This window comes from Microvirga terrae (assembly GCF_013307435.2).
Lineage (GTDB): Bacteria > Pseudomonadota > Alphaproteobacteria > Rhizobiales > Beijerinckiaceae > Microvirga > Microvirga terrae.
The window spans coordinates 378,486-393,315 of sequence record NZ_CP102845.1 but is presented as its reverse complement, the minus strand read 5'-3'; the positions used below and the strand labels follow the sequence as shown (position 1 = coordinate 393,315).

At 69.6% G+C, this 14,830-nt stretch carries 10 protein-coding genes; 6 read left to right on the top strand and 4 right to left on the bottom strand.

All coding sequences use genetic code 11. The annotated features are described in order from the left end of the window. Positions 1-60: 60 nt before the first annotated feature. The gene (locus tag HPT29_RS01875) at positions 61-291 is read right to left on the bottom strand and encodes a DUF1674 domain-containing protein (RefSeq protein ID WP_173949062.1); all 231 of its coding nucleotides are present in this window, start codon (positions 289-291) and stop codon (positions 61-63) included. A 104-nt stretch (positions 292-395) separates the two neighbouring features. Here HPT29_RS01875 and htpX point away from each other — a divergent pair, with 104 nt between their 5' ends. From htpX to HPT29_RS01860, 3 genes are all read left to right on the top strand, one after another. Further along, positions 396-1,343 (top strand): zinc metalloprotease HtpX, encoded by a 948-nt coding sequence (gene htpX / locus HPT29_RS01870; protein WP_173949063.1) that lies wholly within the window; start codon positions 396-398, stop codon positions 1,341-1,343. After that, positions 1,334-2,677 (top strand): RsmB/NOP family class I SAM-dependent RNA methyltransferase, encoded by a 1,344-nt coding sequence (locus tag HPT29_RS01865; protein WP_173949064.1) that lies wholly within the window; start codon positions 1,334-1,336, stop codon positions 2,675-2,677. Before htpX ends, HPT29_RS01865 begins: the two co-directional genes overlap by 10 nt. Before the next feature lie 78 nt (positions 2,678-2,755). Then, entirely contained in the window at positions 2,756-4,531 is a 1,776-nt protein-coding gene (locus HPT29_RS01860; protein WP_210272249.1) for a heparinase II/III family protein, read from the top strand. Between the two features lie 4 nt (positions 4,532-4,535). Here the strand turns inward: HPT29_RS01860 and HPT29_RS01855 are convergent, their stop codons facing one another. Further along, positions 4,536-4,985 carry a cupin domain-containing protein gene (locus tag HPT29_RS01855; RefSeq protein WP_173949065.1) on the bottom strand — a complete coding sequence of 150 codons (450 nt, stop codon included), beginning with the start codon at positions 4,983-4,985 and terminating at the stop codon, positions 4,536-4,538. Positions 4,986-5,185: 200 nt separating this feature from the next. Here HPT29_RS01855 and HPT29_RS01850 point away from each other — a divergent pair, with 200 nt between their 5' ends. The 3 genes from HPT29_RS01850 (at position 5,186) to HPT29_RS01840 (ending at position 8,225) form a co-directional block, all read left to right on the top strand. Then, entirely contained in the window at positions 5,186-6,016 is an 831-nt protein-coding gene (locus HPT29_RS01850) for a class I SAM-dependent methyltransferase (protein WP_173949066.1), read from the top strand. A gap of 97 nt (positions 6,017-6,113) precedes the next feature. Next, positions 6,114-7,706, top strand: a complete 1,593-nt coding sequence (purH, locus tag HPT29_RS01845) for a bifunctional phosphoribosylaminoimidazolecarboxamide formyltransferase/IMP cyclohydrolase (protein WP_173949067.1) — start codon at positions 6,114-6,116, stop codon at positions 7,704-7,706. A gap of 198 nt (positions 7,707-7,904) precedes the next feature. Next, positions 7,905-8,225, top strand: a complete 321-nt coding sequence (locus HPT29_RS01840; protein WP_173949068.1) for a heavy metal-binding domain-containing protein — start codon at positions 7,905-7,907, stop codon at positions 8,223-8,225. A gap of 60 nt (positions 8,226-8,285) precedes the next feature. On the opposite strand, the gene HPT29_RS01835 is transcribed toward HPT29_RS01840, so the two are convergent. Together HPT29_RS01835 and HPT29_RS01830 are read right to left on the bottom strand one after the other, a co-directional pair. Further along, entirely contained in the window at positions 8,286-9,665 is a 1,380-nt protein-coding gene (locus tag HPT29_RS01835; RefSeq protein WP_173949069.1) for an MFS transporter, read from the bottom strand. A gap of 264 nt (positions 9,666-9,929) precedes the next feature. Then, positions 9,930-14,753, bottom strand: coding sequence for an NAD-glutamate dehydrogenase (locus HPT29_RS01830; protein WP_173949070.1), 4,824 nt, complete (start codon positions 14,751-14,753; stop codon positions 9,930-9,932). Positions 14,754-14,830 lie beyond the last annotated feature (77 nt).

The following is a 14,830-nucleotide window of genomic DNA, read 5'->3' as shown; positions in this document are numbered from 1 at the left end:
ACCGCGGGAGTAAAGGCAGGCGCCCGGAACCGCCTCCTTGTGGAGCCGGGAGGAGATGCCTCAAAAATCGCTCGCCAAGCCCTTCACCTCCCAATCCTCGTAGCGGACGGGCTCGAGGCCGCCGCGGCCCTGGAGCTCCTTCTGCTTGGCGATCTCGGCCGCGCGGGCGTCGATGTCGAGGCGCCGCTGCGCGGCTTCCTCCAGGGCCCGCCGGGCGGCGGGAGAAAGGGTCTTGCCGGGGGCCGCGCCCTCGATGGGGACGATCGGGGGAGTATTGTCGTTCGTGATCATGAGGGGCCTTATGCCAGAATCCCGCTCCTCTTGGGAGAGAGCTGGACCGTTCCCACATAGGGGTCAGCGGATGCGATGTCGTTGACCACGAGGTGGAGACCCCGATGAACACCGTCAAGACCGGAATGCTGCTGGCGGGCCTGATGGCCCTGTTCGGCGTCGTCGGCTATTTTCTCGGCGGCGGGACCGGCATGATGATCGCCCTTGGCCTCGGCCTCGCGACCAACCTGTTCGCCTACTGGAACTCGGACCGGCTGGCGCTCGCGGCCCACCACGCGGTCGAGGTGGACGAGCGCACGGCGCCCGAGCTCGTCCACATGGTGCGCGACCTCGCTCAGCGCGCCGGCCTTCCCATGCCGCGGGTCTATCTCATCGACAACCCGCAGCCCAACGCCTTCGCGACCGGGCGCAACCCGGAGAATGCCGCGGTGGCCGCCACCACGGGGCTCCTGCACATGCTGTCCCATGACGAGGTGGCGGGCGTGATGGCGCACGAGCTCGCCCATATCAGGAACCGCGACACGCTCATCATGACGGTGAGCGCGACCGTCGCGGGGGCCATCGCGACCCTGGCGCAGTTCGGCTTTCTCTTCGGCGGCCGGGGCGACGAGCGGCCGAACCCCATCGTGATGCTCGCCACCGCGCTGCTTGCCCCGATCGCCGCCATGATCATCCAGATGGCGATCAGCCGCTCGCGGGAATACGACGCCGACCGGATGGGCGCGCAGATCTGCGGCCAGCCGCTGGCGCTCGCCTCGGCGCTGGCGCGCATCGCGGGCGGGGTGGCGCACATTCCCAACCCGGACGCGGAGCGGCGTCCCGCGACCGCCTCGCTGTTCATCATCAACCCGCTTTCGGGTCAGGGCGTGGACAACCTGTTCTCGACCCATCCCGCGACGGAAAACCGGATTGCGGCCCTGCAGGCTTTGGCCCAGGAGATGGGCGCATCGGCGCAGCCCGGCTTCGTCGCGCAGAGTTCATCGAGCCCCTGGGGATCCCTCGGGGGTTCAAGCACAGGCTCGACCGGCACCCGCCGGGGGCCATGGGGCTAGATTGCCTTGGGGATAGCATTTTGACTCAATCGGACGAACAGGCGGGCCTCGGACCGCGCCGCCTCGCCTGGCAGGCGGTGACGGAGACCCTGAAGCGGCGCGTGCCGCTCGACGACGTGATGGAGGAGCTTCTCCGTGCAGACAAGCTCTCGCCCCGCGACGAGGCGCTCGCCCGCGCCATCGCGATCGTGACCTTCCGGCGCCTCGGGACGCTCGGCCACGCCCTGCGCGAACGGCTCAACAAGCCGCCCAAGGACGAGCGCCTGATGCATCTTCTCGCCGTCGGGGCGGCGCAGATCCTCTTCCTCGACGTGCCCGACCATGCCGCCGTCGACAGCGCGGTCGAGATCGCCCAGAGCGACCCCAAGCTCCATCACGCGGGCGGCTTCATCAACGCGGTCCTGCGCCGCGTCGCCCGCGAGCGCGAGCAGATCCTCGCCCAGGACGATCCCTGGCTCGACACGCCGACCTGGCTCGAGGAGCGCTGGATCGCGCAATACGGCGAGCCGCTCGCCACCCGGATCGCGCAGGCGCACCGGTCGCTGGCCTCCGTGGACCTGACCGTGAAAGGCGACCCGCAAGCCTGGGCCGAGCGCCTCGGCGGCGTGCTCCTGCCCACCGGCAGCATCCGACTCAAAGAGCGCACGGCCATCCGCGAGCTTCCCGGCTTCGAGGCCGGTGAATGGTGGGTGCAGGATGCCGCCGCCGCCCTGCCGGCCCGCCTGCTCCAGGCCAAGGCCGGCGAGCGCGTCGTGGATCTCTGCGCGGCGCCCGGAGGCAAGACCGCGCAATTGGCCGCCGCCGGAGCCGAGGTGCTGGCGGTCGACCGTTCGGCCAAGCGCCTTCAGCGCCTCGAGGAGAACCTCGCCCGCCTGCATCTGACGGCGGACACCCGGGCCATCGACGCGGAAAAGCTCACGGCAGGTCCCTTCGACGCCGTCCTGCTCGATGCCCCCTGCTCGGCCACCGGCACCATCCGGCGCCACCCGGACGTGGCCTGGACCAAGAGCGAGGAGGACATCCGCAAGCTCGCGGGGCTCCAGAGCCGCCTGCTCGACAAGGCGGCGGCGCTCCTGAAGCCGGGCGGTCGGCTGGTCTACTGCACCTGCTCGCTCGAAGCCGAGGAAGGCGAGCGGCAGGCGGAAGGCTTTCTGGCCCGCCACCCGGACTTCACCCGCAACCCCGTCGCGCCGGACGAGATCGGGGGCCTGACCGAATGCCTCACGCCCGCGGGCGACCTGCGCACCCTGCCGAGCCAGCTGGCCCTGTCCGAGCACGACCGCAGCGGCCTCGACGGCTTCTTTGTCGCACGGTTTGTGCACAAGGGTTCGTGAACAGGGTGAACGATCTCTTACCGGTTGTTAACCAGTCAGCAGGAACTCCTCGCCTAAGTTGACTGGGATTCAAGCAGCATGAGAGGAGCGCCACGGGTGGATTTCGGGCCGGATCGCTGGCGTGTGTACAGGCTTGCCGCTCGCGAGGCAGGCCGCGCCATGCGCGAAAGCACGGTCTGGAGCCTGTCCAGGCTCTCCAGCGCGCCGATGCCCACGCGCCTGCTCTTCGCCCCGCAGGACCTGCGCACGGCGGATCCCACCATCGCGACCGACATCTATTCCGGCTTCTTCGTCTTTTCCGGCCGCGCCATCACGACGAGTGGGCGCTCGCCCTTCGCGTTCACGCCGCCGAGCCGCGCCTGGGCCGAGGCTCTCTACGGCTTCGGCTGGCTGCGGCACCTGCGGGCGGCCGGCACGGCGCTCGCCCAGGCCAATGCCCGTTCCCTGGTGGACGAGTTCGTCACCTCGAAGCTGGGCGACCGGCGCATCGCGTGCAGCCCGGAGATCACCGCGCGCCGGCTCATGTCCTTCATCAGCCAGTCGCCCTTGATCCTGGAGGGCGCCGATCACGCCTTCTACCAGCGCTTCCTCAAGATCATCGGCCAGCATGTCCGCACCCTGGAGCGCCAGGTCCGGTCCGGCGCCCTGCCGTTCCAGCAGCTCATGGCCGGCATCGCGCTCTGCTATGCAGGCCTGTGCTGCGAAGGCCTCGACCGGAACCTGAGGCGCGCGAGCCGCCTGCTCGCCCGCGAGCTCGAACGCCAGATCCTGGCCGACGGCGGGCATGTGAGCCGCAACCCGCGCATCATGGTCGATCTGCTCTTCGATCTCCTGCCCCTGCGCCAGATGTTCGCCAGCCGCGAGGTCGATACGCCGGACGCGCTGCTCCATGCCGTCGACCGCATGCTGCCGATGGTGCGCCTGTTCCGGCACGGGGACGGCACCCTGTCCCACTTCAACGGCATGGGCGTGACCGCCGCCGATCACCTGGCGACGCTGCTCACCTACGACGACATGCGCAGCCAGCCGATCCATCACGCGCCCCATTCCGGCTACGAGCGCCTGGAGGCCGGGCGCTCGCTCCTCGTGGCCGACGTGGGCGCGCCGCCGCCGCGGCCCCTGTCCCAGGATGCGGCGGCCGGCTGCCTGTCGTTCGAGTTCTCGAGCGCCGTCCAGCGCATCGTGGTCAATTGCGGCACGCCCACCATCGCCGGCCCGGCGATCATCCAGGCCGCGCGCTCCACGGTGGCCCATTCCACCGCGTCCATCGACGACGTGTCGTCCTGCCAGATCGTCGACAAGAAAGGCAACTGGCTGCAGCGCCGGATCTCCGCCTGGGTCCTGCGCCGCATGGGCCCGGTGGTCATCAGCGGGCCGGAGCACGTGCGGGCGGAGCGCAGCGAGCGCGAGCACGTCCAGCTGCTGAGCGCCAGCCATGACGGGTACAAGGCCCGCTTCGGCATCACCCACGAGCGCCGCTGGCAGCTCGCCCCCAAGGGCAACGTGCTGGAGGGCGAGGACAGCTTCTTCAGCGACGGCGGCCGGGCCGGAACCGTGCAGGCCGTCATCCGCTTCCATCTGGCGCCCGGCATCCGGGCGAGCCGCGCGCAGGGCGGCCGGGTGGTGATGCTGGTCCTGCCCAACCGCGAGGCCTGGCAGTTCTCGGCCGCGCCGGTCGAGGCGGAGCTCGAGGACAGCGTGTTCCTGGCCACCGCCGAGGGCATGCGGCGCACGGAGCAGATCGTGCTCACGGTCCGTCCGGCCGAGACGCCCACCGTGCGCTGGCGCTTCGAGCGCCTCGCCCGCACCTTCAGCCCGGGCGAGCCCCCGGATCAGGCCCCCGAGCTGATCTGATCTGTTACTCGTTGGCCTCCGGCGGCAGGAAATCGACTTCGTGCGCAGCGGAGAGCTCCAGCACGCGCGGGATGTCGGTCTGGTCGTGCAGGGCGTCGAACAGGGCCTCCAGCCGGCCCGCGGGCGAGACCCAGAACAGGGCGCGGGCCGGCGCGTCCGACTTGTTGAAATAGCCGTGCGGGACGCCCCGGGGCATGCGCACGAGGTCGCCCGCCCGCGCCTTGCTCCAGACCCCGTCGAGCTTCAGGTCGAGCTCGCCCTCCAGCATCAGGATGAACTCGTCCTGTCCGGGATGGATGTGGACAGGCACGTATTGCCCCGGCTCGCTGTTGGTCTCGAACGCGAAGGTCGAGGCGCAAGAGGCCTTCGGGACGTAACGCTGGCCCAGGATGTTCCACGCCGTGCCCCGGTAGCCTTCGCCGGCCCGCGTGATGCCCTTGTCGAGATCGCTCATGGCTGCCCTCCGCGTCTGCGTTGCGCGTTTCGCCGGGCAGCATGGCGGGAGCCCGCTTGCGCGGGCAAATGGTCAAAGGAGGTAAATGCGGATCCGTGGCAGCGGCCATTCTCCGAAGGAGCACTGACGCCGCCGCCTGCCGGTCTGCTAGAATGGCGCGGCGTTGCGTTCGATGTCCCCGACGAGCCCGGGAGCGAAGCATGTCGTCCAAGTTCCATGCGAAGAGTGCCGAGGCCTACGACCAGCTCATGGGCCGCTGGAGCCGGAGGCTGGCGAAACCCTTTCTCGACTTCGCCGGGCTCGACGCAGGCGAGCGCGTGCTCGATGTCGGGTGCGGCACGGGCAGCCTGACCTTCACCATCCCTCAGGTGGCCGAGATCGCCCGCATCGACGGGATCGACTTCTCCGACACCTATGCGGAGGCCGCCCGGGCGCGCAACACCGACCCGCGGATCACCATCGCGCGCGGCGACGTCTGCGCGCTTCCCTTCGAGGATCGCACGTTCGACCGGACCTTGGCGCTGCTCGTGCTCCATTTCGTGCCGGAATCGGAGCAGGCCCTGCGCGAGATGAGCCGCGTGACGAAGCCCGGCGGGGTCGTGGCGGCGGCGGTGTGGGACAGCTACGGCGGCATGCCCTATCAGCGCATGTTCTGGGACACGGCCGCGGCGCTCGACCCTTCCGCGGCCGCCCACAGGCGCGAGAGCTATTACAAGCCGCTGACGGGATCCGGCGAGATGCGGGCGCTGTGGACGAAGGCCGGCCTCGCCGACGTCGCCGAGGTGCCGCTGATGATCCGCATGGACTATCTCGGCTTCGAGGATTTCTGGACGCCCTATGCCGAGGGCGAGGGTCCGCTCGGGAAATACGTGACCGGGCTCGACGCCGCCATGCGGTCGGCCCTCGAGCGGGCCCTGCGCGCCGCCTACGAGGCCGGCGAGCCGGACGGCCCGCGCTCCTTCGCGGCGGTGGCCTGGGCCTGCCGCGGGGTCGTGCCCGAGGGATGGCACCAGCGCGAAGAGCCGCCATAACGGCCCGGCATCCAACCCTTGCAGCCGCGGCAGGTTCCCATGAAGAGTCTGCCGTGGTATCGCGCCCGCATCTTTTCCCTTGAATGGAGCGGCCGCCATGCCGAGCGACCTGAAGCGCGTCTCCCGCGCTCTGCTTTCCGTATCCGACAAGTCGGGTCTCGTGGACTTCGCCCGCGCGCTCTCCGAGCGCGGCATCGAGCTGGTGTCCACCGGCGGCACGCACAAGGCCCTGAGCGACGCGGGCCTGCCCGTCAAGGACGTGAGCGAGCTCACGGGCTTTCCCGAGATGATGGACGGGCGCGTGAAGACCCTGCATCCCGCCGTCCATGGCGGCCTGCTCGGCATCCGTGAGAACCCCGAGCACCAGGCCGCGATGCTCGCCCATGGCATCCAGCCCATCGACCTCCTGGTGGTGAACCTCTACCCGTTCGAGGCGACGGTGGCCGCCGGCAAGCCCTACGACGACTGCATCGAGAACATCGACATCGGCGGCCCGGCCATGATCCGCGCGGCCGCCAAGAACCACGGCGACGTGGCCGTGGTGGTCGACGGCGCCGATTATGCCGCCGTCCTCGACGACTTGTCGGCTTATGACGGCTCGGTGACGCTCGCCCTGCGCCGGCGACTCGCCCAGAAGGCCTATGCGCGCACGGCCGCCTACGACGCGGCGATCTCCAACTGGTTCGCCGGCGAGCTCGGCGAGGCGACCCCGCCCGTCCGGGCGCTCGGCGGCGCCATCGCCGAGGTGATGCGCTACGGCGAGAACCCGCACCAGAGCGCCGCCTTCTACCGCACCCCGGAGAGCCGTCCGGGCGTCGCCACCGCCCGCCAGGTGCAGGGCAAGCAGCTCTCCTACAACAACATCAACGACACGGACGCGGCCTACGAGGCCGTGGCGGAGTTCGCGCCCGAACGCTCCGCCGCCATCGTGATCGTCAAGCACGCCAACCCGTGCGGCGTCGCCGAGGGCACGAGCCTGCGCGAGGCCTACGAGAAGGCCCTGCGCTGCGATCCGGTCTCGGCCTTCGGGGGCATCGTGGCCATGAACCGGCCGCTCGACGCGGAGGCCGCCAAGGCGATCACCGAGGTCTTCACCGAGGTGATCATCGCGCCCGACGCGAGCGAGGAGGCGATCGCCATCGTGGCGGCCAAGAAGAACCTGCGCCTGCTGCTCGCCGGCGCCCTGCCCGATCCGCGTGCGGAAGGCCTGACCCTGCGCACCGTCGCGGGCGGCTTCCTGGCCCAGAACCGGGACAACGCCGTGGTCGACGCCATGGACCTGAAGGTGGTGACGAAGCGCGCCCCCACGGACCGGGAGCTGGAGGACCTGCGCTTCGCCTTCCGGGTCGCCAAGCACGTGAAGTCGAACGCCATCGTGTACGCGAAGGATCTCGCGACGGTGGGCATCGGGGCCGGCCAGATGAGCCGGGTCGATTCCTCCCGCATCGCCGCCTGGAAGGCCGCCGAGGCCGCGAAGGCAGCAGGCCTGCCCGAGACCCTCGCCCGGGGCTCCGTGGTGGCGTCCGACGCCTTCTTCCCCTTCGCGGACGGCCTGCTCGCGGCCGCGGAAGCCGGCGCCACCGCGGTGATCCAGCCCGGCGGCTCCATGCGCGACGACGAGGTGATCAGGGCCGCCGACGAGGCGGGCCTCGCCATGGTGTTCACGGGCCACCGGCACTTCCGGCACTGACGCCGTCCGTCACGGATCGTCTCCGCCACCCGCACGTCATGGCCGGGCTCGTCCCGGCCATCCCGATGCTGTGAAGCGCCGCACCTTTCCGATCGGGATCGCCGGCACAAGGCCGGTGACGACACGAGGTGCCGGTCCCGAGGACGATGACATTTCTCTCCTGCCTTCCCATCTGAAGCGGAGCAGAGGGAGACGCTCATGATCATCACCACCACGCCGTCCATCGAAGGCCGCCGCATCGGGTCCTACCGCGGCATCGTGTCGGGCGAGGCGATCCTCGGCGCCAACGTGTTCCGCGATTTCTTCGCCTCGATCCGCGACGTGGTCGGCGGACGCGCGGGCTCCTACGAGCGCGTCCTGCGCGACGGGCGCGACACCGCCCTGCAGGAGATGATCGAGGAGGCCGAGCGCCTCGGCGCCCATGCGATCGTCGGCGTCCATCTCGATTACGGCGCGCTCGGCAAGAACGAGGGCATGATGATGGTGTCGGTCAGCGGCACGGCCGTAACGCTCGAGTGACCCGCACCTAGCGCATCGTGTGGATCCCGAAAGTGCAAGCCCACTTTCGGGTCCGATGCTTTAGACGCGCTTCACGCCGCTCAGAAGCCAGAACCCCGCCACCAGGAACAGGATCAGTACCGCCGGTCCCGCGGCCTGCGTGTGGAACACGGCCGTCGCAACGGCGACCGCGAGCGGCGCGAGGAACGACGTGACCTTGCCGGACAGGGCGAGCAGGCCGAAATAGCGGCCCGCCTCATGAGCCGGCACGAGCCGCGCCAGCAGGCTGCGCGACGAGGCCTGGAGCGGCCCCGCGACGGCCCCGATGACGAGGCCGAGCCCCACGAACAGCTTTTCGGGCGCGGAGCCGTAGAGGCCGTCGTCCGGAGCGGGCGGCGCCGTCGGGATCGTGAACAGGACGTGGTCGCGCCCGAGCGACAGCACGCCGAGGCAGACGACGGCCAGGATGAGGATGGCCCCGAGGATCACGGGCTTCGCCCCGATGCGGTCGTCGAGCCGCCCGCCGACCAGGGCGCCGAGCGTGCCCGTGATGGTGAGCAGGATGCCGAAGATGCCGAGTTCGATCGCCTGCCAGCCGAAGACGCCCGCCCCGTAGATGCCCCCGAAGGCGAAGAGCGCCACCAGGGCGTCCTGGTAGATCATGTTGGCGACGAGAAAGCGGCCGACGCTCTCGTGGCGGCGCGCATCGGCGACGGTGCTTCTCACCTGCTCGAGACCCTTGCGGGCCGCCTCCTTCAGGCGCATCCCGGAACGCGGCACGTCGGGGGTGAACAGGAAGAGCGGCAGCACGAAGACGAGGAACCACAGGGCCGAGAACGGGCCCGTGATGCGGTCGCCCTCGCGGCTGGCCGGATCGAGGCCGAACAGTGGATCGAGGCCGAAGACCGTCTTCATGGACACGGGATCGGCCGCCAGGAAGCCGAGCACGATCACGAGAGACACGAGGCCTCCCAGATAGCCCATCGCCCAGCCGGTGCCCGAGAGGCGGCCGTAGCGCTCCGGCGGCACGAGATGCGGGATCATGGCGTTGTTGAACACCGCCGCCACCTCGACGGCCACCGTCCCGAAGGCGAAGCCGACGAGCGCGACCGCAATCCCCGAGGGCCGTCCCGGCGCCGCGTACCACAGGCCGAAGGACGCGATGAACAGCACGAGGCCGCAGGACGCGATCCAGGGCTTCTTCGGCCCGGTCGCGTCCGCGATGGAGCCGAGCACCGGCGACAGGACGGCGAGCACGAGCCCGGCCGCCGCCGTCGCATAGCCCCACAGGCTCTGCCCGGTCACCGGATCGGGCGCGAGCGCGGAGGCGAAATAGGGCGCGAACACGAAGGTGGTGACGAGGGTGAAGAAGGGCTGGCAGGCCCAGTCGAACAGGAGCCAGCCGAGGATCGCGGACCGGGAGGCCTTCGGCGAGGGCGCGACAGGGTTGAGGTCTCTCACGGGGCTTGGGTTTCCGGATGGTTGCTGAACGAAGGTCAAAGCTTGCCCTTCCTCGTCATCACCGGCCTTGTGCCGGTGATCTCGCTACTGTGAAGCGCCGCGCTCAAGACAATCGGGATGGCCGGCACAAGGCCGGCCATGACGTGGAGAAGGTTGACCCGACAGTGGGATGGCCGGGACAAGCCCGGCCATGACGCAGAAGTCGCACTGGGCGACCGTCATCTCCTCCGTGTGGGAAGAGTTTGCGGTCTCAGCTCATCCGCCTTAGCTCATCCGCGCGAGATCGCCGAGGAGGCTGGCCGCCACGGTGATCTTCGACAGGGTGAGGCCCGACGACACGATGCCGTCGACGGCGCTCCGGATGCGGTTGACGTCGGCGCCGCGCTTCTCGCTCCAGGCCCGCACCGCCTCGGCGCCGGACAGGTCCTGCGAGGCGACCTCCGCGGTCAGGCCGCGATGGGCATAGGCGATGCTGTCGACGGCACGGTCGAGGGCGAGACGGTCGAAGTAGTCGCTGACCGCGATGTCCTGGGCGGCCGCAATGAGCGCCCCGAGCCGGAACGACGCCTCGAGGGCGAAGTGGGTGCGGGCGATGTCGTTGACGGGCTTGCCGGTCTTCTGGGCGGTCTGCACGATGTCGGGCGCGGCCACCAGATCAGGCAGCGACGCGATGCGCCGTGCCAGCTCCTCCGGCGCGCCCTGATCCATCAGCTCCTTCGTGCGCGCCTCCCAGACGGCCCTGGCGTCCGGCGAGAGCGTCTCCTGGAGGCTGCGCTCCACCTCGGCGATCCCGGCCCTGTAGGTGCCGATGATCTCGTCGAGGGAGTGGTTGACGAAGTCCACGTTGCGGATGAACCAGACGATCCGGTTCATCAGGAGGTCCTGCAATTCGCCGTAGAGGCGCAGCTGCGCCTGACCCGGCACGACGCCGTCGAGCGCGTCGATGGCGACGTTCATCTCGGTGAGGCCGAAGGAATCGCGGGTCGCCGCATAGGCGGCCGCGATCGTCGGCGCGTCCGCGCCGGTCTGGTCGACGAGGCGCGCCACCATGGTGGGACCGCCCCGGTTGATGATCGCGTTGGCGAGCTGCGTGGCGATGATCTCGCGGCGCAGGCGGTGGCTGGCAATCGCGTCCGGGAAGCGCTCGCGCATCTCGGCCGGGAAATAGCGCTCCAGCTCCTTGCCGAGATACGGATCGTCCGGCACCGGGCTCTCCAGCAATTCGTCGTGCAGGGAGAGCTTGGCATAGGCGAGCAGCACCGCGAGCTCCGGCCGGGTCAGCGCCTCGCCGCGGCGGCCGCGCTCGGTCAGCGTGCTGTCGTCCGGCAGATACTCGACGGCCCGGTTGAGACGGCCCTGCGCCTCCAGCATGTGCATGAGCCGGCGCGCGAAGCCGAGATCGGCGACGCCGAGTTGCTCGGAGAGCGAGATCGCCAGGGTCTGCAGGTAATTGTTGCGCAGGACGAGGCCCGAGACGTCCTCGGTCATGTCGGCGAGCAGTTCGTTGCGCTGCTCCACCGTCAGGCGCCCATCGCGCTCCGGCGTGGTGAGCGCGACCTTGATGTTCACCTCCACGTCGGAGGTGTTGACGCCCGCCGAGTTGTCGATGGCGTCCGTGTTGAGGCGGACGCCGCTCTGCGCCGCCTCGATGCGCCCGCGCTGGGTGACGCCGAGATTGGCGCCCTCGCCGATCACTTTGGCGCGCACCTCCGGACCGGTGATGCGGATCGCGTCGTTGGCGCGGTCGCCCACCTGCTCGTCGGTCTCGGACGACGCGCGGATATAGGTGCCGATGCCGCCGAACCAGAGCAGGTCGACACGGGCTTTCAGGATCGCGTTCATCACCTCGGCGGGGGTCGCCTGCGGCTTGTCGATGTCGAGCAGCGCGCGCATCTCGGCCGAGAGCGGGATGGATTTCGCATTGCGCGGAAATACGCCGCCGCCGACCGAGATCAGGCTCTTGTCGTAATCCTGCCAACTCGAACGGGGCAGAGCGAAAAGCCGTTCGCGCTCGTTGAAGGAGATCTCCGGATCCGGGTTCGGATCGATGAAGATGTCGCGGTGGTCGAAGGCCGCCACGAGCTTGAGCGCCCGCGACAGCAGCATGCCGTTGCCGAACACGTCGCCCGACATGTCGCCGACGCCCGCCACCGTCACGGGCGTGGTCTGGATGTCCACGTCGATCTCGCGGAAGTGGCGCTTCACCGCCTCCCAGGCGCCGCGGGCCGTGATGCCCATCTTCTTGTGGTCGTAGCCCTGGCTGCCGCCGGACGCGAAGGCGTCGCCGAGCCAGTGGCCCTTCTCGATGGAGAGCGCGTTGGCGATGTCCGAGAAGGTGGCCGTGCCCTTGTCGGCGGCCACCACCAGGTACGAATCGTCGCCGTCGTGGCGCACGGTGTCGGCGGGCGGCACGATGCTGTCGCCGACGATGTTGTCGGTGAGCTGCAGGAGCGTGCGCACGAAGATGCGGTAGCTCTCGGTGCCCTCCGCCAGCCAGGCCTGCCGGTCGCTCGCGGGCGGCAGGTGCTTGGGCACGAAGCCGCCTTTGGCGCCCACCGGCACGATCACGGCGTTCTTGACCTGCTGCGCCTTGACGAGACCGAGCACCTCGGTGCGGAAATCCTGCGGCCGGTCGGACCAGCGCAGCCCGCCGCGCGCCACCTTGCCGAAGCGCAGATGCACGCCCTCGACGCGGGGCGAATAGACGAAGATCTCGTAGAGCGGCCGGGGCAGCGGCAGACCGTCCACCTTGGCGCATTCGAACTTGAACGCGATGGTCTGGCGCGGCAGGCCGTTGTCCTCGAGCTGGAAGAAGTTGGTCCGGATGGCCGCCTCGATGAGGTTCACGAAGCGGCGCAGGATGCGGTCGTCGTCGAGGCTCGTGACCTCTTTCAGCTTCTCCTCGATCCGCTCGCGGATCGCCGCCTCGGCGGCGGCCCGGTCCTTATCCTGGCGCGGGTCGAAGCGCGCATAGAAGAGCTGGACGAGATCGGCCGCGATCCCCCCGTGGCGGGCGAGCGTCTCGGCGATGTAGTCCTGCGCGTAGGTGACCTGGATCTGGCGCAGGTAACGGCCGAGCGCCCGCACCATGGCGACGTCGCGCCAGCCGAGGCCTGCCTCCAGCACGAGGCGGTTGAACCCGTCCGATTCCGCAAGGCCGCGGAACAGCGCGAGCAGGGCCGCTTCGATCGGGGCCTGGATCTCGTCGATCCGGATCGCTCCGCCGGAGGCGCGCTCCAGGGTCATGTCGTGCAGCCACACCCGGTCCGTGGCGCTGAACGCGACCCGGTAGGTTCTCTCGTTGACGACGCGGAAGCCGAGATTCTCCAGGAGCGGCACCCGCTCCGAGAGCGGCAGCGCCACGTTGAGCGAGAACACCTTCAGGTTCACGCGGGTCTCCTCGTCGCCTTCGCGGCGATAGAGATCGACCGCGCGCGGACGCGCCTCGGAGAGCTGCTCCAGGAGGGCGATGTCGGCAATCGCCTGTTCGGCCCCGAAGGCCTCGCGGTAGGCGGCGCTGAAGGCCTCGCCGTACCGAGACGCGAGCGCGCGTGCCCGGGCTCCGCCGACGCTGGCGTCGAGCGCGTCGCGCAGGGCGTCGCTCCAGGTGCGCACGATGGCGGCGATGCCCTTCTCCAGGGTCTCGCGCGGCACGTCCGGCGTGCCGCCCTCGTCGCGTCCGATGATGTAGTGGGTGCGCGCGAGCGGGCCTTCCGGATAATCCGGGTAGGACGCGGAGACGCGGCCCTCGTAGATGCCGGCCAGGAACTGGCCGATGCGCTGGCGCGCCTGGGTGTCGTAGCGGTCCTTGGGCACGAAGACGAGCACCGACACGAAGCGGTCGAACTCGTCCACGCGGGCGAGCGCCCGCACCCGCGGACGCTCCGACAGGTTCATGATGTCGATGGCGAAGCGGTAGAGCGTGTCCTCGTCGATCTGGAACAGCTCGTCGCGCGGATAGCTCTCGAGCACGTTGAGGAGCGCGCGGCCCGCGTAGCTCGCCGGATCGAAGCCGGCGCGGGCGACGACCTTCGCCACCTTGAGGCGCAGGTAGGGCACCTCGCCGGTCGTGTTGGTGTAGGCGCTTGCCGTGAACAGGCCGACGATGCGCAACTCGCCGCGCAGATGTCCGCTGTCGTCGAACAGCTTGACGCCCACGTAATCGAGATGCGCGCGGCGGTGGACGCGGGACTTCACGTTCGCCTTGGCGATGATCAGCGCCTGCGGGCGCGCCAGGAAGGCGCGGATTTCCGGCGTCATGGCCACCAGCTCGCGCCCGCGCCGCAGCACGCGCACGGACGGATCGCGCAACAGGCCGAGGCCCGAGCCTTCGACCGGATCGGCCGCGGTGTCGCCGGAGGGCAGACGGTATTCGCGCAACCCCAGGAAGGTGAAGTTGTCCCGGGAGATCCAGTCGAGGAACGCGATGGCCTCCTTCACCTCGTCCTCCGGCAGAGGCGGAGGATTGAGGCGGTAATTGTGCACGATCTCGGCGATCCGGGCGCGCATGCCCGGCCAGTCGTGCACCGCCACCGACACGTCCCGGTGGACGAGACGCATGGTCTCGATCAACCGGGTGCGGGTCTCGGCATCGTCGATGCGGGGCAGGTGGATGTGGATGAAACTTTCCCGCTTCACCCCGAGGCGCAGGGCGGCCGTGGCCTCGCCCACGAGGCGCACGAGGGCTCCTCCCGAATCCCGCTCCACGGCCAGGATCGGATGGGCCACGAGCAGCGGCTCATAGCCCTGGTCCACGACCTCGGCGAGGGTCGAATCGAGCAGGAACGGCATGTTGTCGTTGACGATTTCGAGCACCGTCACGTCCTGGCGCCGGCCGTCGCGCTCGATCTCGAAGTCGAAGAGGCGGATATCCGCCCCGTCGGCGGTGCGCGAGGCCTTGAGATGCTCGAAGGCTTCCGCAGCGAGAGCCGCCAGGGTCTGGGGCGAATAGGGAACCAGGTCCTCGGGCGGGACACGTCCGAACAGATCGCGCACGAAGGTGGGCGGCGTGGCCTTGTGCCCGGATTCCAGCACGGCGACGGCTTCCGCCGTCAACTCGCTTCCGCTGGTCGGTGTATCCAGCTTCATGCGCGCATCCTCTTATCTGTTTGGTTGCGGGAGCGTTGCCACAGTGTGGCAGGTTGCGCAACAAAAGCATAAGGGTC

What these genes read in the sequence shown, in the direction of transcription:
- HPT29_RS01850 (WP_173949066.1), top strand. Translation starts at nt 5,186, where the DNA reads ATGTCGTCCAAGTTCCATGCGAAGAGTGCCGAGGCCTACGACCAGCTC.
- HPT29_RS01855 (WP_173949065.1), bottom strand. Translation starts at nt 4,985, where the DNA reads ATGAGCGATCTCGACAAGGGCATCACGCGGGCCGGCGAAGGCTACCGG.
- HPT29_RS01830 (WP_173949070.1), bottom strand. Translation starts at nt 14,753, where the DNA reads ATGAAGCTGGATACACCGACCAGCGGAAGCGAGTTGACGGCGGAAGCC.
- HPT29_RS01865 (WP_173949064.1), top strand. Translation starts at nt 1,334, where the DNA reads ATGGGGCTAGATTGCCTTGGGGATAGCATTTTGACTCAATCGGACGAA.
- htpX (WP_173949063.1), top strand. Translation starts at nt 396, where the DNA reads ATGAACACCGTCAAGACCGGAATGCTGCTGGCGGGCCTGATGGCCCTG.
- purH (WP_173949067.1), top strand. Translation starts at nt 6,114, where the DNA reads ATGCCGAGCGACCTGAAGCGCGTCTCCCGCGCTCTGCTTTCCGTATCC.
- HPT29_RS01860 (WP_210272249.1), top strand. Translation starts at nt 2,756, where the DNA reads ATGAGAGGAGCGCCACGGGTGGATTTCGGGCCGGATCGCTGGCGTGTG.
- HPT29_RS01875 (WP_173949062.1), bottom strand. Translation starts at nt 291, where the DNA reads ATGATCACGAACGACAATACTCCCCCGATCGTCCCCATCGAGGGCGCG.
- HPT29_RS01840 (WP_173949068.1), top strand. Translation starts at nt 7,905, where the DNA reads ATGATCATCACCACCACGCCGTCCATCGAAGGCCGCCGCATCGGGTCC.